The 24,566-nt window shown below is 71.2% G+C and carries 23 protein-coding genes and 1 pseudogene; 13 read left to right on the top strand and 11 right to left on the bottom strand.

Going from position 1 to position 24,566, the window contains the following annotated elements; translation table 11 throughout:
• Positions 1-46: 46 nt before the first annotated feature.
• Entirely contained in the window at positions 47-4,327 is a 4,281-nt protein-coding gene (locus AC069T_RS11070) for a HAMP domain-containing protein (RefSeq protein ID WP_478782451.1), read from the bottom strand.
• A gap of 425 nt (positions 4,328-4,752) precedes the next feature.
• Positions 4,753-5,622, bottom strand: a complete 870-nt coding sequence (locus AC069T_RS11065) for an RNA polymerase sigma factor SigF (RefSeq protein ID WP_478782450.1) — start codon at positions 5,620-5,622, stop codon at positions 4,753-4,755.
• A 244-nt stretch (positions 5,623-5,866) separates the two neighbouring features.
• Between AC069T_RS11065 and AC069T_RS11060 the strand changes: the two genes are divergently transcribed.
• Positions 5,867-6,229 carry an STAS domain-containing protein gene (locus tag AC069T_RS11060; protein ID WP_478782479.1) on the top strand — a complete coding sequence of 121 codons (363 nt, stop codon included), beginning with the start codon at positions 5,867-5,869 and terminating at the stop codon, positions 6,227-6,229.
• Positions 6,229-7,161 carry an anti-sigma factor RsbA family regulatory protein gene (locus tag AC069T_RS11055; RefSeq protein ID WP_478782449.1) on the top strand — a complete coding sequence of 311 codons (933 nt, stop codon included), beginning with the start codon at positions 6,229-6,231 and terminating at the stop codon, positions 7,159-7,161. Before AC069T_RS11060 ends, AC069T_RS11055 begins: the two co-directional genes overlap by 1 nt.
• A gap of 136 nt (positions 7,162-7,297) precedes the next feature.
• On the opposite strand, the gene AC069T_RS11050 is transcribed toward AC069T_RS11055, so the two are convergent.
• A complete protein-coding gene (locus AC069T_RS11050; RefSeq protein ID WP_478782448.1) occupies positions 7,298-7,867 on the bottom strand; it encodes a Dps family protein in 570 nt (189 codons plus the stop codon).
• Positions 7,868-8,139: 272 nt separating this feature from the next.
• Positions 8,140-8,640: a hypothetical protein gene (locus tag AC069T_RS11045; RefSeq protein WP_478782447.1), complete on the bottom strand. Its 501-nt coding sequence runs from the start codon at positions 8,638-8,640 to the stop codon at positions 8,140-8,142.
• Positions 8,641-8,972: 332 nt separating this feature from the next.
• Between AC069T_RS11045 and AC069T_RS11040 the strand changes: the two genes are divergently transcribed.
• The 7 genes from AC069T_RS11040 to AC069T_RS11010 all read left to right on the top strand — a co-directional run bounded on the left by AC069T_RS11040 (position 8,973) and on the right by AC069T_RS11010 (position 15,570).
• Positions 8,973-10,514 carry an alpha/beta hydrolase domain-containing protein gene (locus AC069T_RS11040; protein WP_478782446.1) on the top strand — a complete coding sequence of 514 codons (1,542 nt, stop codon included), beginning with the start codon at positions 8,973-8,975 and terminating at the stop codon, positions 10,512-10,514.
• A gap of 197 nt (positions 10,515-10,711) precedes the next feature.
• Positions 10,712-11,833, top strand: a complete 1,122-nt coding sequence (locus tag AC069T_RS11035; protein ID WP_478782445.1) for a sulfite oxidase — start codon at positions 10,712-10,714, stop codon at positions 11,831-11,833.
• A gap of 123 nt (positions 11,834-11,956) precedes the next feature.
• The gene (locus AC069T_RS11030) at positions 11,957-12,793 is read left to right on the top strand and encodes an alpha/beta fold hydrolase (RefSeq protein ID WP_478782444.1); all 837 of its coding nucleotides are present in this window, start codon (positions 11,957-11,959) and stop codon (positions 12,791-12,793) included.
• A complete protein-coding gene (locus tag AC069T_RS11025) occupies positions 12,774-13,370 on the top strand; it encodes a TetR/AcrR family transcriptional regulator (protein WP_478782443.1) in 597 nt (198 codons plus the stop codon). The genes AC069T_RS11030 and AC069T_RS11025 overlap by 20 nt, the downstream gene beginning before the upstream one ends.
• 121 nt (positions 13,371-13,491) lie before the next feature.
• A complete protein-coding gene (locus AC069T_RS11020; protein WP_478782442.1) occupies positions 13,492-13,953 on the top strand; it encodes a hypothetical protein in 462 nt (153 codons plus the stop codon).
• Positions 13,954-14,011: 58 nt separating this feature from the next.
• A complete protein-coding gene (locus AC069T_RS11015; protein WP_478782441.1) occupies positions 14,012-15,088 on the top strand; it encodes an NAD(P)H-dependent amine dehydrogenase family protein in 1,077 nt (358 codons plus the stop codon).
• 2 nt (positions 15,089-15,090) lie between these two features.
• Positions 15,091-15,570 carry a carboxymuconolactone decarboxylase family protein gene (locus AC069T_RS11010; RefSeq protein ID WP_478782440.1) on the top strand — a complete coding sequence of 160 codons (480 nt, stop codon included), beginning with the start codon at positions 15,091-15,093 and terminating at the stop codon, positions 15,568-15,570.
• Positions 15,571-15,594: 24 nt separating this feature from the next.
• On the opposite strand, the gene AC069T_RS11005 is transcribed toward AC069T_RS11010, so the two are convergent.
• The gene (locus tag AC069T_RS11005; RefSeq protein ID WP_478782439.1) at positions 15,595-17,238 is read right to left on the bottom strand and encodes a GMC oxidoreductase; all 1,644 of its coding nucleotides are present in this window, start codon (positions 17,236-17,238) and stop codon (positions 15,595-15,597) included.
• A 199-nt stretch (positions 17,239-17,437) separates the two neighbouring features.
• Between AC069T_RS11005 and AC069T_RS11000 the strand changes: the two genes are divergently transcribed.
• Together AC069T_RS11000 and AC069T_RS10995 are read left to right on the top strand one after the other, a co-directional pair.
• A complete protein-coding gene (locus AC069T_RS11000; protein WP_476753196.1) occupies positions 17,438-17,665 on the top strand; it encodes a hypervirulence associated TUDOR domain-containing protein in 228 nt (75 codons plus the stop codon).
• Positions 17,662-18,000, top strand: coding sequence for a DUF3140 domain-containing protein (locus tag AC069T_RS10995; RefSeq protein WP_478782438.1), 339 nt, complete (start codon positions 17,662-17,664; stop codon positions 17,998-18,000). Before AC069T_RS11000 ends, AC069T_RS10995 begins: the two co-directional genes overlap by 4 nt.
• Here AC069T_RS10995 and AC069T_RS10990 read toward each other — a convergent pair.
• Positions 17,969-18,466, bottom strand: a complete 498-nt coding sequence (locus AC069T_RS10990; protein ID WP_478782437.1) for an MSMEG_6728 family protein — start codon at positions 18,464-18,466, stop codon at positions 17,969-17,971. The two genes, AC069T_RS10995 and AC069T_RS10990, sit on opposite strands and share 32 nt — an antisense overlap.
• Positions 18,467-18,545: 79 nt before the next feature.
• Positions 18,546-19,103: a TetR/AcrR family transcriptional regulator gene (locus AC069T_RS10985; RefSeq protein ID WP_478782436.1), complete on the bottom strand. Its 558-nt coding sequence runs from the start codon at positions 19,101-19,103 to the stop codon at positions 18,546-18,548.
• 60 nt (positions 19,104-19,163) lie between these two features.
• On the opposite strand from AC069T_RS10985, the pseudogene AC069T_RS10980 reads away from it, so the two are divergent.
• A pseudogene (locus AC069T_RS10980) lies at positions 19,164-19,416 on the top strand (SDR family NAD(P)-dependent oxidoreductase); the annotation flags it as partial.
• Here AC069T_RS10980 and AC069T_RS10975 read toward each other — a convergent pair.
• Both AC069T_RS10975 and AC069T_RS10970 read right to left on the bottom strand, forming a co-directional pair.
• A complete protein-coding gene (locus tag AC069T_RS10975) occupies positions 19,385-19,789 on the bottom strand; it encodes an STAS domain-containing protein (protein WP_478782435.1) in 405 nt (134 codons plus the stop codon). The pseudogene AC069T_RS10980 and the gene AC069T_RS10975 overlap by 32 nt on opposite strands.
• Positions 19,786-21,036 carry a SpoIIE family protein phosphatase gene (locus AC069T_RS10970; RefSeq protein WP_478782434.1) on the bottom strand — a complete coding sequence of 417 codons (1,251 nt, stop codon included), beginning with the start codon at positions 21,034-21,036 and terminating at the stop codon, positions 19,786-19,788. The genes AC069T_RS10975 and AC069T_RS10970 overlap by 4 nt, the downstream gene beginning before the upstream one ends.
• Before the next feature lie 471 nt (positions 21,037-21,507).
• Here AC069T_RS10970 and AC069T_RS10965 point away from each other — a divergent pair, with 471 nt between their 5' ends.
• A complete protein-coding gene (locus AC069T_RS10965) occupies positions 21,508-21,936 on the top strand; it encodes an ATP-binding protein (RefSeq protein WP_478782433.1) in 429 nt (142 codons plus the stop codon).
• A 185-nt stretch (positions 21,937-22,121) separates the two neighbouring features.
• Here AC069T_RS10965 and AC069T_RS10960 read toward each other — a convergent pair whose 3' ends face one another.
• Both AC069T_RS10960 and AC069T_RS10955 read right to left on the bottom strand, forming a co-directional pair.
• Positions 22,122-22,880 carry a ZIP family metal transporter gene (locus AC069T_RS10960; protein ID WP_478782432.1) on the bottom strand — a complete coding sequence of 253 codons (759 nt, stop codon included), beginning with the start codon at positions 22,878-22,880 and terminating at the stop codon, positions 22,122-22,124.
• A 217-nt stretch (positions 22,881-23,097) separates the two neighbouring features.
• Positions 23,098-24,252, bottom strand: a complete 1,155-nt coding sequence (locus AC069T_RS10955) for a S1 family peptidase (protein ID WP_478782431.1) — start codon at positions 24,250-24,252, stop codon at positions 23,098-23,100.
• Positions 24,253-24,566 lie beyond the last annotated feature (314 nt).

Genomic DNA, 24,566 nt, shown 5'->3' with positions numbered 1-24,566 from the left:
AGCGGCGCCCGGCCGGCTCGTCGAACCGGCCGGGGCCCTCCTCGTGTCACACGCTCAGCCAGCGCCGGACGCAGGCGATGAGGTCATCGGTGTCGACCGGCTTGGTCACGTAGTCGCTGGCGCCCGACAGGAGACTCTTCTCCCGGTCGCCGGGCATCGCCTTGGCCGTGACCGCCACGATGGGCAGGTCGGCGTACTGGGGCATTTTACGGATCTCGGCAGTGGCCGTGTATCCGTCCATCTCCGGCATCATCACGTCCATCAGGATCAGTGCGATGTCGGGGTGGTTGACCAGCGTCTCGATGCCCTTTCTGCCATTCTCCGCGTGCAGCACCTGGAAACCGTGCAGTTCCAGGATCCCACTGAGCGCGAAGAGGTTGCGGGCGTCGTCGTCGACCACGAGCACCGTGGCGCCGTGGAACGCCTCGCCGGCCAGTTCCGGGGCCTCCTGCTGCGGTTCCTCGGCACCGCGGACGAGCGGCAGCACGTCCCCCGGTTCCTCCGCGGAGAGGTGCAGCGCGATCCGCTCGCGCAGCTCGTCCAGGCTGGAGAGGAATTCCAGCGGCCGGTCCCCGCACAGGGACCGCAGGGCCCGCTCCTGGGCCAGGTCCAGCCGGTTCCCGTTGTGGATGAGCACCGGCACGCTGGCCAGCGCCGAGTCGCCCTCGACCGCCTGCAGGAAGTGGGCCGCCTCGCCCTCCGGCATGCCGAGTTCGAGGACGACGCAGTGGCACGGCTCGGCGGCCAGCGCGCTCGCCGCCTCCTGCGCGCCCACGACGGTGATCACGTCGACCGACTCGCGCCCCTCCACCTCGTCACGGCTGCGGGTGACGTCGCCGACCGCGCTCTCGGCGACGAGGGTCAGCAGCCCGCGGGGGCGCTCCTCGACGACCAGCAGCCTGCGCCGGTTCTGCCGCGCCGCTCCTGACATGCCGGGCGCCGGACGCCGTGCGGGCACGACCTCGGCGGCCGGCTCGGCCGGCCCGGACTCCAGCTGCCGGGTGCCGCTCAGCAGGTCCTCGAAGTCCGGCCGTGCGACGGGCAGGAACAGCGTGAAGGTACTGCCCTGGCCGGGCGTACTGTCCACGGTGACCGCGCCGCCGAGCAGGTGGGCGATCTCCCGCGTGATCGACAGACCGAGACCCGTGCCGCCGTACTTGCGGCTCGTGGTGCCGTCCGCCTGCTGGAAGGCCCCGAAGATCGTCTCGAGCTGCTGCTCCGGGATGCCGATGCCCGTGTCCTTCACGCGGAAGGCGACCACCGTGCCTTCGCGCAGCACGCCCTTGGGGACCTCTTCGCCGGACGCCGGTTCGATCCGCAGCTCGACGCTGCCCTGCTCGGTGAACTTGACCGCGTTCGACAGCAGGTTCCGCAGCACCTGCCGCAGCCGGGAGTCGTCGGTGAGCAGGTCGGCGGGCGCGCCGGCCGCCGTGCTGATCGTGAAGTCCAGGCTCTTCTGCGAGGTCATCGGCCGGAAGGTGGCCTCGACGTACTCCAGGAGCTGACGCAGGGGGACCCGCTCGGGGGTGACGTCCATCTTGCCCGCCTCGACCTTCGACAGGTCGAGGATGTCGTTGATCAGCTGCAGCAGGTCGGAGCCTGCGGAGTGGATGATCCCCGCGTACTCGACCTGCTTCGGCGTGAGGTTGCGCGAGGGGTTCTGCGCCAGCAGCTGGGCGAGGATGAGCAGGCTGTTGAGCGGCGTGCGCAGCTCGTGGCTCATGTTCGCCAGGAACTCCGACTTGTACTTCGAAGCCAGCGAAAGCTGCTGCGCGCGGGCCTCGAGTTCCTGCCGTGCCTGCTCGATCTGGAGGTTCTTGGCCTCGATGTCGCGGTTCTGCGTGGCCAGCAGCGAGGCCTTGTCCTCCAGCTCCGCGTTCGAGCGCTGCAGCTCGTCCTGCTGGACCTGCAGCTCCTCCGAGCGGGCCTGCAGCTCCGCGGTCAGCCGCTGGGACTCACCCAGCAGCTCGTCGGTGCGCGCGTTGGCCACGATGGTGCTGACGTTGACGCCGATGGTCTCCATCAGCTGTTCGAGGAAGGTCTGGTGGACCGGCGTGAAGCGGGCCACCGAGGCCAGCTCGATGACGCCGAGCACCTGCTCCTCGACCACGATGGGGAGGACGACCAGCGCCGTCGGCACCGTCTGGCCGAGTCCCGACGAGATGGTCACGTACCCCGGCGGCAGCTGGTCCACCGTGATGGCGCGGCGGCTGCGGGCGGCCTGACCGACCAGCGAGCGCCCCATGGGGATGCGGGCGGGCCGTTCCTCGTCGTCCGGGTACCCGTACGAGCCGACGAGCCGCAGCTCCGTGCCGCGCGGGGTCTCCTCGGCGAGGTAGAAGGCGCCGTACTGCGCCGACACCAGGGGAGTGAGCTCGTCCATGATCAGCTCGGCGACCACGTCCAGGTCCCGGTAGCCCTGCATCAGGCCCGAGATACGGGCCAGGTTGGTCTTCAGCCAGTCCTGCTCCTGGTTCGCCCGCGTGGTCTCCCGCAGGGACTCGACCATGGAGTTGATGTTGTCCTTCAGCTCGGCGACCTCGCCCGACGCCTCGACGGTGATCGAGCGGGTCAGGTCCCCCTCGGCCACGGCGCTCGCCACCTCGGCGATGGCCCGCACCTGACGGGTCAGGTTGCCCGCGAGCTCGTTGACGTTCTCCGTCAGGCGCTTCCACGTGCCCGAGACGCCCTCGACCTCGGCCTGTCCACCCAGCCGGCCCTCACTGCCCACCTCGCGGGCCACGCGGGTGACCTCGGCGGCGAACGCGGACAGCTGGTCGACCATCGTGTTGATGGTCGTCTTCAGTTCCAGGATCTCGCCGCGGGCGTCGACGTCGATCTTCTTGGACAGGTCGCCCTTGGCCACGGCGGTGGTCACCAGCGCGATGTTGCGCACCTGGCCGGTGAGGTTGTTGGCCATCGAGTTGACGTTGTCGGTGAGGTCCTTCCACGTGCCCGCCACGTTCGGCACGTGCGCCTGTCCGCCCAGGCGGCCCTCGGTGCCCACCTCGCGGGCCACGCGGGTGACCTCGTCGGCGAACGCGGACAGCGTGTCGACCATCGTGTTGATCACGTCCGCCAGCGCCGCGACCTCGCCCTTGGCCTCCACCGTGATCTTCTGGGAGAGGTCGCCGCGGGCCACGGCGGTGGCGACCTGTGCGATGGAGCGCACCTGACCGGTCAGGTTCGACGCCATCACGTTGACGTTGTCGGTGAGGTCCTTCCAGGTGCCGGACACACCGCGCACGGTGGCCTGCCCGCCCAGATTGCCTGCGGTGCCGACCTCGCGGGCGACGCGGGTGACCTCGTCGGCGAAGGCGGAGAGCTGGTCGACCATCGTGTTGATGGTGTCCTTCAGCTCCAGGATCTCGCCGCGGGCGTCCACGGTGATCTTCTGGGAGAGGTCTCCCTTGGCCACGGCCGTCGCCACCTGGGCGATGGAACGGACCTGCGAGGTCAGGTTGCCCGCCATGAAGTTCACGGAGTCGGTGAGGTCGCGCCAGGTGCCCTTGACACCCTTGACATCGGCCTGGCCGCCGAGGCGCCCCTCGGTGCCGACCTCGCGGGCGACGCGGGTGACCTCGTCGGCGAAGGCGGAGAGCTGGTCGACCATGGTGTTGATGGTCGACTTCAGCTCCAGGATCTCGCCGCGGGCGTCCACGGTGATCTTCTGGGACAGGTCTCCCTTGGCCACGGCGGTGGTCACCTGGGCCACGTTGCGGACCTGCGCGGTCAGATTCCCGGCCATCAGGTTCACGGAGTCGGTGAGATCGCGCCAGACGCCGCCGACGCCCGGCACCTGCGCCTGGCCCCCGAGACGCCCTTCGCTGCCGACCTCGCGCGCGACGCGGGTGACCTCGTCGGCGAACGCGGACAGCTGGTCGACCATCGTGTTGACGGTCTCCTTCAGCTGGAGGATCTCGCCGCGGGCGGGAACGTCGATCTTCTGGGAGAGGTCTCCCTTTGCCACGGCGGTGGCGACCTGGGCGATGTCGCGGACCTGGGTCGTGAGGTTTCCGGCCATGGCGTTGACGGAGTCGGTCAGATCCGCCCAGGTGCCGGAGACTCCGGGGACTTCCGCCTGGCCGCCCAGGGTGCCCTCGGTGCCCACCTCGCGGGCCACGCGGGTCACCTCGGAGGTGAACACCGACAGCTGGTCCACCATGCCGTTGAAGACGGTGGCGATGTCGCCGAGAAGGCCTCCGGCCTCGTCCGGCAGACGCGTGCCGAAGTCGCCGTCGCGCACGGCGGTCAGTCCGGCCAGCAGCTGGCGCAGCTCCTGCTCGCCCGGCGTCCGGCTCGAAGGCCCGGTCGTTGTGACGGTCATGCGTACCCCTCGTTCCGCTCCCCAAGAGTCCCCGGGAGAAGGACTCGGAACCACGCCGCACCCGCGGACGGTCTCACACGCCGTACACGGTATTCCTGCAGATCACGGATCTGCCGATGAGAAAATACGCCGCAGGCTAACCCACAAGGCACGTGCTGAACAAAGCGGCGGAGCGTGACTTTCGGTACGCCGGAGAATGTGGCCGGGGGGAGGCATGACCTCGCGAAGCGTGGATACACGAATCCCTTTGGTCTGTCCCCCTCCCGGACGCCCCGAAACCCACCGTCCTCGAACAGGTCATCGCCGCCGATGGGCGCGGCGACGGGAGTCCGGGCCGGCACACGAAAAGATCCCGCCGTCCTGGCTCACCGGGTGGAGGGTGATGACCGGGGCGGCGGGATCTCATGTCCTCGCGGGGCCGGGTGTCAGGCGACGGCCGGGTCCAGCAGTCCCGTGCGGAGCCGCTTCAGGATGCGGGTGATCAGCCGGGAGACGTGCATCTGGGAGATGCCGAGTTCCTCACCGATCTGGGCCTGGGTGCGCTCCTCGACGAAACGCAGGTGGACGATCAGCCGCTCCCGGTCGTCGAGCCCGGCGATCAGCGGCGCCAGGGAGTTGAAGTCCTCCACCAGCTGAAGGGACGGGTCGTCCGCGCCGATGAAGTCGGCCAGGACGCTCTCGCCGTCCGCTCCGCCGCTGTTGACGAGCGCCGCGTCGAGGGACGTGGGGCTGTACGCGTTGGCGGCCTTGCGGGCCTCGATGACGTCTTCCTCGGGAAGGGACATCAGCTCGGACAGCTCGCGCGTGGTGGGAGTGCGGCCCAGCCGGGTCTGCAGCTCCTCGTTGGCCTTGGCGAGCTCGACGCGGGCCTCCTGGAGGCGGCGGGGCACGTGGACCGCCCAGCTGGTGTCCCGGAAGAAGCGCTTGATCTCACCGACGATGTAGGGGACGGCGAAGGAGGTGAACTCGACTTCGCGCGTGAGCTCGAACCGGTCGATGGCCTTGATCAGGCCGATCGTGCCGACCTGGACGATGTCCTCCATGGAGTCGCCGCGGCTGCGGAAGCGCGAAGCCGCGTAGCGGACCAGGGAGAGGTTCATCTCGATCAGCGTGTTGCGGACGTACTGATAGTCGCGGGTGCCCTCTTCCAGCACGGCGAGCCGGTCGAAGAACTGGCGCGAGAGGTCGCGGGCGTCCTTCGGCTTGACCTGCGAGGGGTCCTCGATGAAGGGAAGGTCCGCCTCGACCGCCTCGCCCGCCGTGCCCGTCGCCTGCACCGCCGTCACGGCTGCCATGCCGTCCACCCCAATCGTCGAAGTACTGATGACAGACCCCGCCTGCCCAGGTTCAGGCGAATCACTCCACCCGATTTGACGGAACATGCATATCAGAGGGACCGGTGCGGGCAACCGCCCCCCGGTGGCCCGTCGGCCGGTCCGGGAATCCCCCGACGGCCCGTGCGGACCCGGCGCCGGGCAGGGGGTCGTCCGGCTGTCGGAGCGGCCGAGTACGCTGGCCTCTCCAGGTGAGGCGGTGGACATGGCGTTCGGCGGTGACGACTCGGGTGCGGCACCCGACTCGCGGCAGCTCGGCGGGGCGATCCTCCATTCGTACGCACTCGCGGAGCGCCCGGGCATACGGATGGTCGGCGAGATCAGTCCGCCCACCCGTCCCGTCTGGCGAGAAGCGCTGGGACAGCTCGCGAGTCAGTCCGACCACGTCTGCTTCCTGGAGCTGTCGGCGATCACGTTCGTCGACGTCGCCGGTGCCGCCGAGCTGGCGCGCACGGCACAAAGCCTGCAGGGGAAGCGGCGTCTGGTGCTGGAACAACCACCGCCCGAGCTCGAGCGGATATTGCAGATGTTCTGGCCAGACCTTCTGAAGATCGAGGTGGCAGCGTGATGAGTACGGCCACCCGACCCGAGCCCTTCGTCCACCCGGCGCTCTTCTACCGCGGCGACCAGGAGTACGTGGAGGGGACAGTACCGTTCCTGCTGGACGGCCTGAAGGCCGAGGAGCCCGTCGCGGTGGCTGCCCCGGCCCGGCAGCTGGACCTGATCCGGACCGGGCTCGGATCGAGCGCCGCCGACGTGCACTTCGTCGACATGACGAAGGCCGGACGGAATCCCGGCCGCATCATCCCGTCCGTCCTGCGCGCGTTCGCCGACGCCCGCAGCGGCGGTCACGTCCGCATTATCGGAGAGCCGATCTGGGCCGGACGGACCGCGGTGGAGTACCCGGCCTGCGTCCAGCACGAAGCGCTGATCAACATGGCGTTCCGCGGCCGGGACGTGACGATCCTGTGTCCCTACGACGCCGAGGCCCTGCCCGCCGACGTGATCGACGACGCCCGCGCCACGCACCCCGTGGTCATCGACAAGGGCCAGGAGCAGATCAGCACCGACTACGCGGTCGAGAGCGTGCTCGCCCGCTTCAACGAAGCTCTCGACCACCCGCCGGGAGCGGCGACGGCCCGCTTCGACGCGGAGGCCCTGCCGGTCACCCGTGACTTCGCGCTCGCCGCGGCGCGGGAGCGCGGGATGAGCGAGTTGCGGCTGCAGGATCTGGCGCTCGTCGTGGCCGAACTGACGACCAACAGTGTCGTCCACGGGGGCGGTGCGGGCACGGTGCGGGTCTGGGCCGAGGGCGAGCAGATCGTGTGCGAGGTGCAGGACGAGGGGCAGCTCACCGACCTGCTGGCCGGCCGGCGCCCGGCCCCTCCGCAGCAGCTCGGCGGCCGGGGCCTGCTGCTCGTCCACTACCTGTCCGACCTCGTCCGCGTGCACACCGGCTCGGTCGGGACGACGGTCCGCAGCTACCTCTCCCGCGGCTGACCCCCGCCCCGCCCCGTCCACACCTCGGCGGGCCCGCTCGCGCCGGCTGACGACCCCAGCGGACCGCGCCGGGACCCACGACCACGAAAAAGGCCCGGACCCTCGCGGGTCCGGGCCTTTCCAGCTGCCGTGGCTGCTAACGCGAGCCGCTCTGCTCGGCGTCGTACGCCGCCTGGCGCTCCGTCTTCGAGTCGGCCGTGGAGAGCGTTCCGCCGGAGCTCTCGAGGTGGGCGCGTACGAACCACTGGAACTGTTCCAGTGCGCGCAGGTGCTCGATGAGAAGGTCCTCCGTGACCGGATCGGTCTTGGCGACCTCGGCCAGCGTGGAGCGGTGGCCCTCGATGATGCCGGTGTAGACGAGGTCGAGGGCGCCGAGGTGGGCGATGGCGTCGGCGCGGCCGACGTCGTAGTCGTCCCAGGTGCGCTCGGCGACCAGGGCGCCCGGGGTCCCGTGCGGCACTCCGCCGAGGGCCGAGATGCGCTCGGCCGTGTCGTCGGCCATTTCACGTACGCGGTCCACCTGCGGGTCGAGCATTTCGTGGACGGCGATGAAATGAGGGCCGACGACATTCCAGTGGACGTGCTTCAACGTGAGGGAAAGGTCGTTCAGGGCGTGCAGCCGCATACGCAGCTGGTCGATGACCTTTCCGCCGTCCTGTGTGCTGAGTCCGGGGACCGTGTACTTCGGGGTCGACGTCGACATCATTTCTCTCCCTTCGTGGACGGGTTGACGGTGCGGTGCGCCGCGTCTTCTACCAGCGGTACCAGCGGTACCAGCGTCCGCGCCGGCCGCCGGACGCCCCGAAAACGATCAGGGCGAGCAGCAGAACCAGAAAAAGCGGGACCATTGTTGTCAACCTCCAGACCTCACGTGCCCCGGTTCTTTCGGGCTACACGTAGATAAGGCAGGGGCGGAAGTGAAAGCGCCTCGCATTCACATTCCCGGCGCTGCCCGCACGAACGCGAAGGAGCGCGGGCTCAGGGGCGCACGTACTCCTTGCGGACGGCCGCCGCCAGTTCCGTCATCGCTTCCTCGACGCCCGCGCGGTCGGCCCGGTCGAGGAGGGCGAGCGCGTCGGCCGCCGCCTTCCTGACGGACTCCGGGACCTCGTCCACCGCGGCCATCCGGTAGGCGAGCGTGCGTCGCGCCGCACGCTCCTCCGGGGTGACGCCCCAGGGACCCGAGCGCGGGAACACCGCGGCTTCGTAGGCGGCGACCTGGACGAGGACACCGTGCGCGAGGCCCTCGGCGTAACCGCGGGCACCGGCCTGCCGCTGCGCCGCGCGGAAGCTCGCCATGACGCGCCGCCGGACGAGGAGGGAACCGGCCGCGCCGGCCGCGGCCGAGCCGAGTCCCGCGGCGAGGCCGGCACCCGGACCGCCGAGGAGGGCGCCGATGAGACCGCCCGCGGCCGTCAGGAGGCAGGTCAGTCCGCCGGTGAGAAGGACGAGCGCGCGGGCGGGCGTGAGCGGTGCCATGGCGAGCAGTGTGCCAGGGACCGGCGAGGGCCCGGCCGCCGGGTGGAGGCAGACGGCCCGCCGCCACGCGCGTGCGGGGCAGCCGAGGCGCCCGGGGGAGGGCGGGACCGGCGCACCGGCGTGATCAGCGGCGGGCCGGGCCCGGCCTCGACGCCGGTGGCTGCCACGCGCATGCAGGCTACCGAGGGGGGGAGGGACGGACCGGTGCACCGGCGTGATCAGCCGCGGACCGGGGCCGGCGTCGACGCCGGTGGTTTCGCCGATGGCCGGTCGGCGCGGGCGGACGAGGCTGCGTTCTCGACCCGTCCGACACGGTCCGTTGGAGGCAACGCATGCACAGTCCCGACCGGTTACACCGACGGTGGGCCACCGTCACGACGCTGGGAGCGGTGCTCGTCGCCACGCTCCTCGGCCCGTCGCCCGCCCAGGCGGCATCCACGCCCGCACCCGCGCGCGCCCAGGCCGCGAACCCCGTCGTCACCGTCCCGCCCGCCGGCAGCCACGGCTTCCCGTTCCTCGCCGCGGCGGAGGACCTCGGCTCGTACGGCTACACCGAGAGCGAGTACTTCACCGCGGGCACCGCCACGTCGTACACGAAGTCCGGGACATGGGGCTCGGACGGCCGGTGGAACGTACGCGAGGCCGGCCGTGCCGCGTACAAGAGCCGGCTCCTCGTGCGCCGGCCCGTCGACGCGGCGAAGTTCAACGGCACCGTGGTCGTGGAATGGCTCAACGTCAGCGGTCAGATCGAACTCTCACCGGACTACTGGTTCGCGCGGGAGGAACTGCTGCGCAAGGGCTACGCCTGGGTGGGCGTCTCGGCCCAGGCGGTCGGCGTCAACGGCGGTTCCGGCGCGATCCACGGACTCAGGGGCTGGGACCCCGACCGCTACGGCACTCTGGTCCACCCCGGAGACGCGTTCGCCTACGACATCTTCTCCCAGGCGGGGCAGGCGCTGCGCACCCCGGACGGCCCCGATCCGCTCGGCGGGCTCAAGATCAGGACGCTGCTCGCGGACGGCGAGTCGCAGTCGGCCGGTTTCATGACGACGTACGCCAACGCGGTCCAGCCGGTCGCGGGTGTGTACGACGGGCTCATGGTGCACAGCAACAGCGCCATCGCCGCGCCGATCAGCGGCGACCGGGGCGACGTGCTGCAGATGCCGTACCCGTCCCGCATCCGGACCGACCTGCCGGTCCCGACGTTCGTCGTACTCACGGAGACCGACGTGCCGGGTGCCTCGGCGGCACGGCAGCCGGACACGGACCGAGTCGTGCACTGGGAGGTGGCCGGCACCGCCCACGGCGACCAGTGGGCCTACGACCTCGGACAGCCGACGGTGATCAGGTCGGCGGGTTCCGCCGCGCCGTCGCCCGGCTGCGCCGCAGGATCGGCCCCGTTCAACGACGGCCCCGGCCACTACGCGATGAACGCGGCGCTGCGCGGGCTCGCCGACTGGGCGCGGGGTGGTCCCCGGCCGGCGAGTGCGGCACAGCTGAACACCGATCTGCGGGACCCGGCGACCGGACTCGCCGTCGGCGGCGTCAGGCTGCCCGACGTGGCGGTGCCGACCCGCACGCTCACCGGCATGCGGGACACCAGCGGCAGCGGTCTCTTCTGCGGTCTGTACGGTGCCAGGGACCCGTGGAACGGTGATGCAGACCCGTGGGACCGGCACGACGGGGGCGACCCGTCCGACCCGTCCTTCCCGCCCCGCGCGGAACCGGTGCTCAGCCGGCTCTATCCGACGCACGAGGGATACGTGAGCAAGGTGCGGGCGGCCGCGCAGACGTCCGTACGGGCCGGGCACCTGCTGCCGGAGGACGCGACCACGATCGTCTCCGCCGCGCAGGACTCTCCCGTCGGGGGCTGACCCCACCGGGGCAGGCGACCGAGGACGGCCCGGGAGCGGGCGGTCCTCGGGTCGCCTGCCGCGCCTGCCCACCGCCGGCTCCCGGAGACCGTGTTCGTGGGACCCGCCCGGTCCGAACCGGAGGCGCCGCTATCCCGTGTGTACGCGGTCGGGTAGCCCCGCGTGACCGGGCCGGGCGCCGGGCGGACAATGCAGGCATGAGCCGACCCGTGAGCGATGTCAGTGGTCCCGCCCGACTCGCCGGGCCGGAGGAGGGCATCAGCCACGAGGAACTGGCCCTCGCCGCCCGGAACCACGGGCTGCCGCTGGAGGCGCTGCGCTACGACGTCACTCCGCCGGGCCTGCACTACGTGCTGACCCACTACGACATCCCGTACGCGGAGGAAGGCACGTGGGAGCTGACGCTCGGCGGCCTGGTCCGCCGCCCGCTCCGGCTCACGACGGCGGACCTGCGGTCGTTTCCCGCGGTCACCGAGCGGGTCACCATGGAGTGCGCGGGCAACGGCCGGGCCCTGCTGACCCCGCGGCCCGTGAGCCAGCCGTGGCTGGTCGAGGCGGCGGGCACCGCGGAGTGGACCGGCGTGCCGCTGCGCCTCCTGCTCGCCGAGGCGGGCGTCGACCCCGCCGGGGTGGACGCGGTCTTCACCGGCGCCGACCACGGGATCGAGCGCGGAGTGGAGCAGGACTACCAGCGTGGTCTGCCCCTGGACGTGGCCACTGGACGTGACCCGGAGGTCCTCGTCGCGTACGAGATGAACGGCGCCGCGCTGCCGCCCCAGCACGGGTATCCGGTGCGGCTGGTGGTGCCGGGCTGGTACGGCATGGCGCATGTGAAGTGGCTGCGGGAGATCACGGTCGCCGACACCCCCTTCACGGGGTTCCAGCAGTCGGTGGCCTACCGGCTCAGGCAGGAGGCGCACGACGTGGGGGAGCCGGTCACCCGTATCGCCCCCCGCGCCCTGCTCGTGCCGCCGGGGTTCCCGGACTTCATGTCGCGGTCGCGGGTGGTCCGGCCCGGAGGCGTGCCGCTGGAGGGACGCGCCTGGTCAGGTCGCGCTCCGGTGACCTCCGTGGAGGTGAGCGCCGACGAGGGCCGCTCCTGGTACGCGGCCGAGCTGGACCCGGACACCGGTCACCGCTGGGCCTGGCGCCGTTGGCGCTTCGAGTGGACCGCCGTTCCGGGCAGGCACGTGCTGAGCGCCCGCGCCACCGACGCCGAGGGCCGCACCCAGCCCGTGCGACAGCCGTGGAACCGCGGCGGGTTCGCGAACAACATCGTCCAGCGGGTCACCGTCCTCTGCGTCGAGGGCATCGGCTGACGACGATCAACACGCTGCCCTCACCTGGCATCCGGCCGGGCTTGACTCGCTTGGCTATGGACATTAGCTTCTAGCTAGTCAGATTAGCTTATAGCTATTGCACTTAACGAGCAGGGGGATCCCATGGCTGAGTTCGTCTCCGTCCCGGGCGGCACCATCGCCTACGAGGACGCCGGAGAAGGCCCGCTGGTCGTCCTGGCCCACGGCATGGGGGACAGCCGCGCGGCGTACAGGTTCGTCCTGCCGCGTCTGGTGGCGGCGGGGTATCGAGTGGCCGCGGTCGACCTGCGGGGCTGTGGCGAGTCGAGCGCGCAATGGCCTTCCTACTCGCGCACCGACATCGCGGGCGATCTGCTCGCGGTGATCCGCCACATCGACAGCGGCCCGGCCGTCCTGGTCGGCCACTCGATCTCCGGCGGCGCCGCCACCATCGCGGCCGCCCAGGATTCCGGCCTGGTCAGGGGCATCATCGAACTGGGCCCCTTCACGCGCGCGCAGTCGATCAGACTCGGCGACTTCCGCTCGAAGAGCTACCGCAAGGGTGCCTTCCGGCTGCTCGGCTCCAGCCTGTTCGGCAGCGTGGGACTGTGGGCCCGCTATCTCGACCACGCCTACCCGGGCCGCAAACCGGCCGACTGGACCGACCGGCTGGCCCGCATCGAGGCGATGCTGGGAGAGCCCGGCCGGATGCGGGCGATGCAGAAGATGGGGCAGTCGGCGCCGACCGACGCCGGCGCCCAGTTGGGCAACGTACGGTGCCCTGCCCTGATCGTGCAGGGCTCGCTCGACCCCGACTGGGTCGATCCGCGCGCCGAGGGCGAGGCGATCGTGGCCGCGATGCCGGCCGGTGTCGGAGAGCTCGCGGTGATCGAGGGAGCCGGCCACTACCCGCACGACCAGTACCCGGAGGAGACGGTGTCCTTGATGCTGGCCTTCCTGGGTGCACACGCCCGTGCCTAGGGCGGGCCTCGATACGAGCGCCGTCGTCGCGGCGGGAGCGGCGCTCGCCGACGAGGTGGGTTTGGCGGGCCTGACCATGGGTCTGCTGGCCGACAGGCTCGGCGTACGGCCGCCGTCCCTGTACAAGCACGTCGGCTCCCTGAACGAACTGCGGCACGGCATCTCCGTCCAGGCCAAGCGTGAATTCGCCCATCAGCTGGCCCGGGAGTCGGTCGGCCGTTCCGGCCCGGACGCGGTCCGGGCGTTCGCCGACAGCTACCGCCGCTGGGCCCTTGAGCATCCCGGCCGTTACGCCGCCACCGTCCCCGCTCCGGCGGCCGGTGACGAGGAGGACCGCCGCGTCAGCGAAGCGGCGTTGCAGGTTCTGCTCGACGTCCTCGCCGGTTTCGGCCTGCCCGACGCGCGCGTGGTCGACTCCGCACGGGCCATGCGGTCAGCACTTCACGGGTTCGTCACCCTTGAGGGCGCCGGCGGCTTCGAGATGCCCCGCGAGGTCACGCGGAGTTTCCACTTCCTCATCGACACCCTGATCGCCGGCTTCCAGGCCGACCCTCCTGATCACGCCTCCGAAGGATGACATGGCCGCCAGCGATCCCTCCCTGTCCATCCCAGAGCAACCTGTGAACGGGAAGACTCCGGCCGAGCCGTTGTCCGAGGCGCCCTGTGCCGATCGAGGTCAGGAGGCCGCCGTAAGCACCGTGAGGACCAAGACGCAGGGGCCGGGGCACGACTACGTCCGAGGTGGCATGCGCTTCGCCGGCGAGGTGACCGCCTGGGTGTGCACCCCCTGGGCCCTGTGGCCGCACTCCGTCCTGCTGGCGATCGGCGCCGTCCTGCTGCTGATCGGGCTGCCTGCCGTCTTCGGCACCCCGGGCGACCGGCCCGGCGGAGACGCGCCCGTTGCGGTGCCGGGCATCGTCACCATCTTGCTGGTCGTGCTCCACCTGGTGGCGGCGGCAGCGTCTGCGTGGGCGCTGTGGGGGACGTGGGTCGCCGCAACGGTGACTGTCCTGTGCCTGGTCGTGCCGTTCACCGAGCTACCGCGCTGGCGAGCCCTGTTGAGTGCGACCCACAAGATCAGCACGCACCCGGACACCCCGCCCACGAACATCACCGGGCGCAGGACCTACAACTCAACTCATTTGGAATCGATCGGTTAACCATCTCGGCCGTACGCGGGCCTAGGAACCTTCGGGTCCTCTCGCTACCCTCCGCCGCATGATTCCCACGGTGGTATGGGGCACCGGCAATGTCGGCCGCGCGGCCATCCGCGCCGTCGAGGCGCACCCGGCGCTGGAACTCGCGGCAGTCCTCGTGCACGACCCCGCCAAGGCCGGGCGCGACGCGGGCGAGCTGGCCGGCACGGGCCGGCTTCTGGGGGTGGCGGCGACCGGCGACATCGCTGCCGTGCTGGCCGCCGGGCCGCGGGCGGTGGTGTACGCGGCCTCCGGCGACCTCCGGCCCGACGGCGCCCTCGCCGACGTCAGCCGGGCGATCAGAGCCGGGGCAGTGGTCGTCACCCCCTCGCTGTATCCGCTCTACGACCAGCGCGGTGCGCCGCCCGAATTCCGGGAACCGGTGCTGGCCGCCGTCGCCGAGGGCGGCGGATCACTGTTCGCCTCGGGCGTCGACCCCGGGTGGGGCAACGATGTCCTGCCCCTGCTGGTCAGCGGACTCGGTACCGTCGTCGACGCCGTCCGCTGCCAGGAGATCTTCGACTACTCCACGTACGAGCAGCAGGAGTCCGTCCGGTATCTGGTGGGGATGGGCCAGCCGATGGACTACGAGCCGCTGATGCTCGCGCCCTCCGTACCCACCATGGTGTGGGGCGGCCAGATCCGGCTGATGGCCAGAGCGCTCGGTGCCGAACTGGACGACATCCACGAGACGTTGGACCGCCGCGCCCTCGACAGCACGGTCGTCACCCGCACGATGGGTGTCTTCGAGGCCGGCACGCAGGGCGCGGTGCGGTTCGAGGTGCGGGGCATCGTCGGCGGCGAGCCGCGCATCGTCATCGAGCACGTCACCCGTATCCACGCGTCGTGTGCCCCCGACTGGCCGTCGCCGCCCGGCGGCGGCGACGGCGCACACCGCGTGATCATCGAGGGCCGCCCCCGGATCGAGGTCACCGTCGAGGCCACCGACGAGGACGAGAACCGCTCCGCCGGCGGGAACGCCACCGCGGTGGGTCGTCTCGTGGGCGCCATCGACTGGCTCGCGCACGCGGATCCGGGGCTCTACGACGCGCTCGACGTCCCGCTGCGTCCCGCAGTCGGCCGACTCGGAAGGACATGACCATGCGGATCGACATCCCCGAGGGCCAGGAACCGATCGGATACGTGTGGGGCGAGATGGTCCCCGGTATCGGCATGGCCGCCGCGGACTTCTCCCTGTCGGTGTACGAGCACACGACGCTGGGACTGCGGGAGTTCGAGGCGGCGCGGCTGCGCATCGCGCAGATCAACGGATGCCTGTTCTGCCAGGACTGGCGCACGGAACGCGAGGGCCGGAAGGTCGAGGAGGGGTTCGCCGACGCGGTCACCCGGTGGCGTACCACCGACGCCTTCGACGACCGCACCCGGCTGGCCGCGGAGTACGCCGAGCGGTACGCCCTGGATCACCACGGTCTCGACGACGAGTTCTGGACCAGGATGACCGCGCACTACAGCCAGCGCGAGATCGTGGAGCTGAGCATGAGCATCGGCTCCTGGCTGGCGTTCGGCCGGCTCAACCGTGTGCTGGGCCTCGACTCCGTGTGCGTGCTGCCCGCCCCCTGAGCCGGACCGGGCGCGGGCCCGCCGCTACAGATCGGTGGCGATGATCTTCTCGATGTTCCGTTCGGCGAGGGCCGTGATGGTGACGAACGGATTGACGCTGGTGTTGCCGGGGATCAGCGCGCCGTCGATGACGTAGAGGCCCGGATGCCCGTGCAGGCGGCCGTAGTTGTCGGTGGCCCGGTTGAGCACCGCGCCGCCGAGCGGGTGGTACGTGAGGTGGTCGCCCCAGATCTTGTAGGTGCCGAAGAGGTCGGTCCGGTAGATCGTGCCCTCCTTGGCATTGATCTTGTCGAAGATGGTCCTGGCCATGTCGATGGACGGCTGCTTCCAGGCGGTCTGCCAGTTCAGCTCGACCCTGCCCGCCGTGGCGTTCCACGAGAACCGGGCCCGGTTGGGGTTCTTGGTGATCGACAGATAGAACGAGGCGTAGGTCTCGATCCCGGTGGGCAGCGGCGCGACCTCGGCGAACGCCCCGCCGGCGGCCCAGTTGTCGATGCCGGCGCACGGGATGCTCGACTGGAGGCTGCCGGTGGGGTCCCACATGTGGTTGGCGCGGCCGCACATGACGTTGCCGTTGTCGCCCCACCCCTTGCCGATCTCGTCGTCGAGGCGGGGCAGCGCGCCGGTGGCCTTCAGCCTGACCAGCAGCTTGCTGGTGCCCACGCTGCCGGCCGCGAAGAACACCCGGTCCGCGGTCACCGTCTTGGTGGCCGTGGTGCCGCCGCCGGTGTCGAGCTGGTCGATGACGACCGTGTAGCCGCCGCCGGCCGCGGGGGAGACCGAAGTGACCTTGTGCAGAGCCGAGATGTGGACCTTCCCGGTCGCCCCGGCCCGCGCGAGGTACGTCTTCTGCAGTGACTTCTTGCCGTAGTTGTTGCCGTAGAGGATCTCGCCGGCCAGCGCCGACCTGGGGACGGTGCCGGCCGCCTCCTGCTCCATGTACGCCCAGTCGTACACGTCCGGCACGAAGACGAACGGGAAGCCGGAACGCTGGGCGTGCTTGCGGCCGACCCGTGCGTACTGGTAGCACTCGGCGGTCTCGAACCAGGCCGGGTCCACGGTCGCGACCCCGAGGCCCGCGTTGGCGCGGGGGTAGTAGGTGCCGTACATCTCGTCGGCGTCGACCGACGGGAGGACGGCGCCGAAGTTCTCACGCCGGGGTGTGACCGCCATGCCGCCGTTGACCAGCGAGCCACCGCCCACGCCGCGGCCCTGGTAGACGATGATGCCGCCCATCTCCTCGGCGTCCAGGATCCCGGTGTAGCGGGGGATGTCCTTGTCGATCGGGAAGCCCAGGAAGTTGCTGAGGGGCTGCTTGGTCCTGGTGCGCAGCCAGTAGGAGCGGTGGTCGGGACTGGTGGTGTTGGCGAAGATCCTGCCGTCCGGGCCGGGGGTGTCCCAGGCCATGCCCATCTCGATCATGTGGACGTCGACGCCTGCCTGGGCGAGCCGCAGGGCGGCGACGGAACCGCCGTACCCGGTGCCGATCACCAGCGCGGGGACATGGGCCCCCGGCGTGATGGGACGGGCCGCGACGGCGGTGGGTGCCGGGCCCGCAGCGGCGGGTCCCGCCAGCGCCACGGCACCAAAAACAGAACCTGTTCCAGCAATGAATCCCCGGCGCGAGATGCCCCTGAGATCGTTGCCCTGCAAGGGATTTTGGTTCATTTGAGGTTCCTCACTCTCTGATGAGTGAGAACAGGTTCTACTGTTAGTTGCGTATTAAGTCACTACATACCTTCAGGTAACTTGCGCCCGGTGCCGACGGTGCCGACGGTGCCGACGGTGCCACGCGTGGCCGGGATGCGACGCGCCGTCCGGACTTCGATGCTGGAAGGGCGGGGGTCCCGATCGGCGGAGGACGGCCATGGCAAAGGACAAGAAGCTTTCCGAGGGCGACGAGGTCTCGTGGCGCAGCCACGGGCAGACCGTGCCGGGAAAGGTCACCAAGAAGATCACCCGGCGTACCGGGGCGGCCGGACGCACCGTCGACGCCTCACCGGAGGACCCTCAGTACGAGGTGGAGAGCGACAAGTCCGGGCGGTCGGCCGTGCACAAGCCCGAGTCCCTGCGCAAGAGGGGCAAGCGCGCATGAGCGGACAGGGTGACGGCGACCGCGAGGAGACACTCGCCGCGTTCGACGAGGTCGTGAACATGACGCCCGGCGAGCTGGAGAAGTGGCTGGAGACCGACGAGTCCCGGAGTGTCGGGCAGAAGGACGGCGGCGAGAGCGTCGGGCACGCCTCGGGACGCCGCATCGTCCGGCTGCTCCGGGCGCGGAAGGGTGATCTCACCGCAGACGACCTCGCCCACATGCGCAAGGTGGTCGGCTATGTCCACCGGCACCGCGCGCAGCGGCCGCAGGGGGACGTAACGGACACGCCGTGGCGGCACTCCCTCATGAACTGGGGCCACGATCCCGAGAAGTGAGTGAGGGCCGGTCCGACGCCGGCCAGAGATACGGCAGGTCGTCGGGGACTCCGGGGAAACGGGCGGCGTAGAACTCCGGGGCCTTGCGCACCAGGGCCGACTGGTGGCTGCGGTGGAACGCGGGATCGCCCAGCCAGGGCGGCAGTTCCCCGGCGTCGGCGAGTGCGTCCTGAGAGCGCACGGGGAGGCCGGGACGGTGCGCGGACAGGTCGCCGACCAGCGAGGCGGCGCACGTGTCGCCGCGGCCGAGGGCCGTCCACACCCCGCAGACCTCCAGGCCGTAGCGCACCAGCGCCTCCTCGTAGCCGTGCCACATGCGCACCGCGGGATGGTGGCGCCAGCCGTAACCGGGCACGGTCAGTCCGCGCAGCACCTGGAGCGCCTCGACGCGCTGCTTGCCCAGACGGCGCAGGTCCAGGACCGCGGCGGACTCGGTGAAGTCGGGGTGGGGGAGAAAGGTCTGCACGTCTCATCCGTACCGTGCGCGTGCCGTGTCCAGACGGCCGATTCGGGTGGACGCGGGCCGCCCTGGCCAGGAGATGCCGTCAGGACGTCAGCTGGCTGCGGGCGGCCGCCAGGATCTCGTCGGAGAGCGGGTCGCCCTTGACGGCGCGCGCGAGCATCAGGGCGCCGACCAGGGTGCTGAGTCTCGCGAGGCCGTCGTCGTCCGCGGTCGCGAGCCACGCGGCGAAGCGGCGCACCCCTTCCGTGTAGGTCTCGTGCGCGGTGCCCTCGTGCGGGCTGCGGGACATGTCCGCGGCGAGCGCGACCGTCGGGCAGCCGCCGGCCGGATCGTCGCGGTGCTCGGGGGAGAGGTAGTAGTCGACCAGGTCGCCGCGGGCGGCCGCGGGGTCGCCGCCGTGGGCCCCGAGGGCGTCACCCAGCCGCTCCTCCAGGGTGGTGAAGGCGTGCGCGGTGGCCTCGTCGACCAGGGCCTCCTTGGAGGCGAACTGCTTGTAGAAGCCTCCGTGCGTCAGGCCGGCCGCCTTCATCAGGTCCGCGACGCTGACTCCGTCGGTGCCCTGCTCCCGGAAGAGGCGCGAGGCGCTGGCGACGACACGCTGCCGGTTCTCGCGCGCCTGGTCCTTCGATACGCGGCCCATGAGCCACCTCCCACTGATGGATGCCGAGTGACATCTATCTTACGGCCTCCCCTTCCCAGGGCGGGCAAGGCGGCGGCCTGGTCCCTGACGGACTCGGTCCGCGAGGAGCTCGCCCCGCGCGGCATCCAGGTCACCGCGCTGCACGTCGGCTACATGGACACGGACATGGCCGCCCACGTCGACCCGGCGCAGAAGTCCGACCCCGCGACCGTCGCCGCCCAGGCCCTGGACGGCCTCGAGAAGGGCCGCGGAGGTGCTGGCGGACGAGCTGACCCGCCAGGTCAGGCAGGGGCTGGGGGTGCTGACCGGCTGACCTCGCGATGCAGGGCCCAGTCGGCGGGCATCCGCCAGGCGAGTTCGGCGGCCCGTACGGTGGCGTGGGTGGTGAAGACCTGATCGAGGCCGATCACACGGAAGGTCCTGCCGACGCGATCGGGCACCGCTGTCAGGGCCATGTCCGCCCGCGCCTCCAGCGCGCGGTTGCGGGCGGCGATCAGCGTGGTGATGCCGCTCGAGTCGCAGAAGGTGATGCCGGTCAGATCGATGACCAGCTGCTGGCCCGCCCGCAGCACGAGACCCGGCAGGAGCGCCCGGACGTCGGGAGCGCTGCGGTGGTCGAAGGCGCCGACCAGTTCGATGACCGGGCCGGCCGGTGTGTTCCGCGTCTGGACCTTCAGTCGGCTCACTCTTGCTCTTCACTGGGCTGTCGGGGCACGTTGATCGCCAGCACGGCGGTGTCGTCGTCCACGCCCGGGCCGAACGTGTCGAGCAGGTCACGAATCGCGGCGACGGCGTTCGTGGCCGTGGTCGGGGCCAGGGCGTGCGCGAACTCCAGGAGGGCCTCGTCGCCGTAGCGGCCGCCCGCGGTGGCGGTGTGCGCCTCGGTGAGACCGTCGGTGTACAGCAGCAGGGTGTCTCCGGGGTCCAGACGCAGCGAGGTGGTGCTGATGTGCGCGTCGGGCAGCACACCGATCAGCTGCCCCCCGGGTGTGGGCAGGTAGTCCGTACTGCCGTCGGCGCGCATCAGCAGGGCCGGCGGATGCCCGCCGCTCGCCAGCGTGATGCGGAAACCGCCCTGGTCGCCGTCCGGGGTCAGCAATCCGAGGATGACCGTGCAGAAGCGGGGGTCGGGTCCCTGGTACTCGTGGTTGAGGACGGTGTTCAGGTTGCCGAGCACCGCGGCCGGATCGGGGTCGTACACCGCCGCGGCACGCAGGGTGTAGCGGGCCAGCGAGGTCACGGCCGCGGCGGCGGCGCCCTTTCCGCAGACGTCGCCGAGGAAGAGCCCCCACGTGCCGGAACCGAGCGGGAACAGGTCGTAGAAGTCGCCGCCGACCTCGTCCGTGGACGCGATGTGGTAGTACGCGGCCACGTCCAGGCCGGGCACGTCCGCCAGGGTGGGCGGCAGCAGCGTCCGCTGCAGGGTGTCGTTCAGGCGCGTGAGGCGTTCCCGCTCCCGCTCGGACTCCTGACGGGCACGCAGCAGCTCGGTCTCGTAGGCGCGGCGGTCACGGGCGTCGAAGAGGGTGGTGCGGATCAGCACCGGGTGCCCGTCGCCGCCCGTCTTCACCGTCGACGTCACCAGCACCGGGAGCCGGCTGCCGTCCGCTGCCTTCAGCTCCAGTGCGATGCCGCTGACCTCGCCCTGCATCCGCAGCAGGGGGGCGTAATGGGTCTCGTGGTAGAGACGGCCGCCCATGGTGAGCAGGTCGGAGAACCGCTTGTGTCCCACCAGCTCGTCCCGGTCGTAGCCCAGCCAGTTCAGCAGGGTGCCGTTGACCTTGGCGATCTGGCCGTCCAGCAGGGTGGAGACGTAGCCGCACGGCGCGTTCTCGTACAGGTCCTCGGCGCTGTCCTCGAGAAGCGCCGAGAACAGCGCCGCCTCGTCCGGTGCGCCGCCCTGGTCCGAGTCCCGGCCGTCCTCCTCGCACATCATCGAAGAGCGCCGGCGCGGGCACCGGTGACGGTCCCGTGCGGGGTGCCCGACCGGGGGCAGCGGGGCGTCACGTCGGGCCCGAGCGGTCGGGGTGCGGGGGCCGGACCTCCCCGGTGGACGGACGGACCACGGACGAGCCTGGGGACCGCGGCGGCCGGGCACTCGCCGATCGCTCGCCCCGGTTCTCCGCTGCGTACGTCCATGCGCCCCATCCTCGCAGACGCCCGACCGGTTCACCTGCCTCGTGCTCCCTCCGAGGCACCCCGCACCGCGGCACCGAGCACCTGAGGCCGGGGTGCCCCTCCGCCGGCCGGCGCCCGGCCCGAACATTGCCGCGGACCGGTGATCCACCGGCGTCGCCCCCCGGCTCCCGCCCGACCGCCCTTCCTGGCGCCATCTCTGCACTGAAGCCCCTGATGGGGGTAGACGCAACGAAACGGGGTCTCGAGCACATGCGAAAGGATGACCATGAGCGGATCGTCGATGAAGGCTGTGGGCTGGGCTCGTTCCATGCCCCTCTCCCGCGGTGTCAACGAGGCGCGGCAGTGGGCCCGCGAGCACTTGGACGCGCTCGGATGGACCACGACCGCGCCCGAGACCACGGACGCGGTCCTGCTGACGGTCTCGGAGCTGGTGACCAACGCGCATGTGCACGCGCACAGCAGCGCGCAGTTGCTGCTCACCTGGGACACCGACTGCCTGCACGTGAGCGTGCACGACTCCTCGCCCAAACTGCCCGAACCCCGCCCGGCGGACACGGAGGCGCTCGGCGGACGGGGCATGTTCCTGGTCGACGCGCTGGCCGACACCTGGCAGGCCCGGCGCTGCCCCAACGGAAAGACCGTGACGGCCTGCTTCCGCCTCCCCGAGGAAGGCGAGACCGCCGAGAAGACATGACGCCGGTACGAGTCCACCGCGTCGGCCGGCCTGCTGCTTCCTGCGGGACCTGCGGGAGGCGTACCTCAAGGGGTCGGACCGGGGTGGGGTGTGGCCGGTGCCCCGCCGGGACGCGCCGGAGGGCTCGCCCGGCACGGACGGCACACCGTGCGGTCCGTGCCCCGCTCGTCCCCCCGCCCGCCGGGTCAGTGCGACAGGGCGAAGGAGACGAGGAAGCCCCCGACCGTGATCAGACCGATGGCGAGATGAGCTTCGTCGAACGCCTCGGGAATCATCGTGTCGGCGATCATCGCGAGGATGGCGCCGGCGGCCACGGCCGTAACCCCCGCGACGACGGAGGTGGAGAGCTGGCCCACGACGGTGTAGCCGAGTACCGCAGCGATCGTGCTCGCGGCGGCGATCGCCGACCACACCCCGAAGACGTAGCCCTTTCCGCGCCCCGCCTTCTTCATCCCGGCGGAACTGGAGAGTCCCTCGGGGACGTTGCTGATGAACACCGCGGCGACCGTGACCATGCTCACCGCGCCGCCGTCCAGCAGGCTGACACCGATCACCGCGGACTCCGGCACACCGTCCAGCAGGGCGCCCAGCGCCAGCGCCGTTCCGGAACCGGCCTGATCCGCCTCGGTGGGCTGTGCCTTCTGCGCGGCGTTGCCCGAGCGCTTGCGGTGCCGGGCGCCGCGCCGGGCGAGCCACATGTTCCCGCCCGTGTAGGCGAGCGCCCCGCCCAAAGACCCGATCGCGGCAGGCGCGAGACCCGCCTGGTCGTAGGCCTCGCCCATCAACTCGTAGGCCACCGCCGAGAGCAGGACTCCGGAGCCGAAGGCCATCACCGAGGCGATCACCTTCGGCGGCACCCGCAGCCCGTATCCCAGCGCGGCGCCCAGAAGGAGCGCCGACCCGGCCACCAGACCCCACAAACCCGCCTGCATCACATCTGCCACGCCGCACCGCCTACCCTGGTCGAACCCCGTTCATGGCTGAGACGTACCCGACGGTTCGAGCATGGCGTACCGCAGCGGAATCCGGTCCTCGACGAGGCCGTCCCGGGGGTTCTGGTGATCCGGCGCACCGCAGGAGCGTTCATACCGCGGCCGACGGCCGGACCGAGGCATGTGCAGCCGGCCCCCGGGGTCCGGTGGGGGCCGGCTGCCGGGACGCTCAGGCCGTGTGGAGCGTGAGGCCGTAGCGGTTCAGGATCTCGTTGACCGGCTGGTACCAGGTCTCGCCGCCGCTGCCGCAGTTGCCCCAGCCGCCCGAGGTGACGCCCTGCGCCTGGTCGCCGCTGATGAAGGACCCGCCCGAGTCCCCGGGTTCGGCGCAGACACTCGTCTTCGTCATCTGCCGCACGGCGCCCTGGCTGTAGTTGACCGTCTCGTTCTTGGCGAGGACGGTGCCGCAGTGCCAGTGCGACGTCGATCCCGACCGGCAGATGGAGGCGCCGACGGGAGCCTCACCCGAGCCGCGGACGAGCTGGTCGGAGACGGTGCCCCAGCCCAGCACGACGGGCACGGTCCACCAGCCGCTGCCGACGTTGACCCAGGCGTAGTCGTTCTCGGGGAAGGAGGAGCCCTGGAAGTTGCCGATGTAGCTGCGGTCCCAGCCGCTGACTCCGGCGCCGGCCTGGCCGCAGTGTCCGGCGGTGACGAAGCCCCCGTACACGGAGAAGCCTATGGAGCAGCGGACGTTGCCCGTGTAGTACGGGTCGCCGCCCACCGTCCCGGCTGCGAAGGTGCGGGGCGCCTGCCGCGTCTCGCGGACGGTCACCGGACCCGCCTTGCGGGCCTTGTCCAGGAAGGATTGGACATCGTTGTCATTCATCTGCGACATGACCACACCGACGACGACGGAGTTGCTCCGGGGGTCGACGTGCCAGCTGCTGACCCCGGCGGGGGCGTCGAGCGCGTCGAGTCGTGTCAGGGCGGCGTCCAGCTGCCGAAGGCTGTGCTTGACGAGGGTCACCCCGGCGCCGGTGGCCCGTACGGCGTCCCGGCGCGCGTCGTCCGTGACGGCGACCGTGAGTCTGCCGGTCTTCGCCTCGAACCAGGAGCCCCCGTACGAGGTGCCCGCGGCGCGGCGGGCGGCGCGGTCCACGCTCCGCGCCGTCGTCTCGGCCTTGAGCCGCGCGGTGGCCTCGGTCCTGGACAGGCCGAGGTCCCGCTGCATGGCGGTGATCAGGGATGCCGAGGCCGGTGCCTCGGTGTGGGAGGCGGCGGGGGTGCCGGCCGCCGACGCCTGGGTGGTGAGGCCGGCCGCCACGGTGCTCAGCAGCAGGGCCGCGGACAGGCAGGCGCGCAGAACTGTCGTGCGTCTCAAGGGAGTTGCCTTTCGTCGTTCCGGACGTGGGGGAGTGGAGCGGAAGGGCGGTGAGAGCGCTCTCAGATCGTGCGCCCACGAGCGTAGCGGTCGATCATGGGCAGGTCCATGCCAATGAGGGGACTTCATTCACTGCCGTACCTGCGCCAGGAGAAAGCTCGTTCCGTACGGCGCGCACAGGCGCGCACAGGCGGCAGCGGGCGGCGGGCAGCCGACCGCGCACGCGCGAACGCGGGGGGGGGGGGGGGGGGGGGGGGGGGGGGGGGGGGGGGGGGGGGGGGGGGGGGGGGGGGGGGGGGGGTGGTTTTTTGGGT

It is taken from the genome of Streptomyces sp. NPDC043867 (assembly GCF_056435845.1).
Note: the sequence above shows the minus strand (reverse complement) of the source record. Positions and strands in the feature narration are given on the sequence as shown.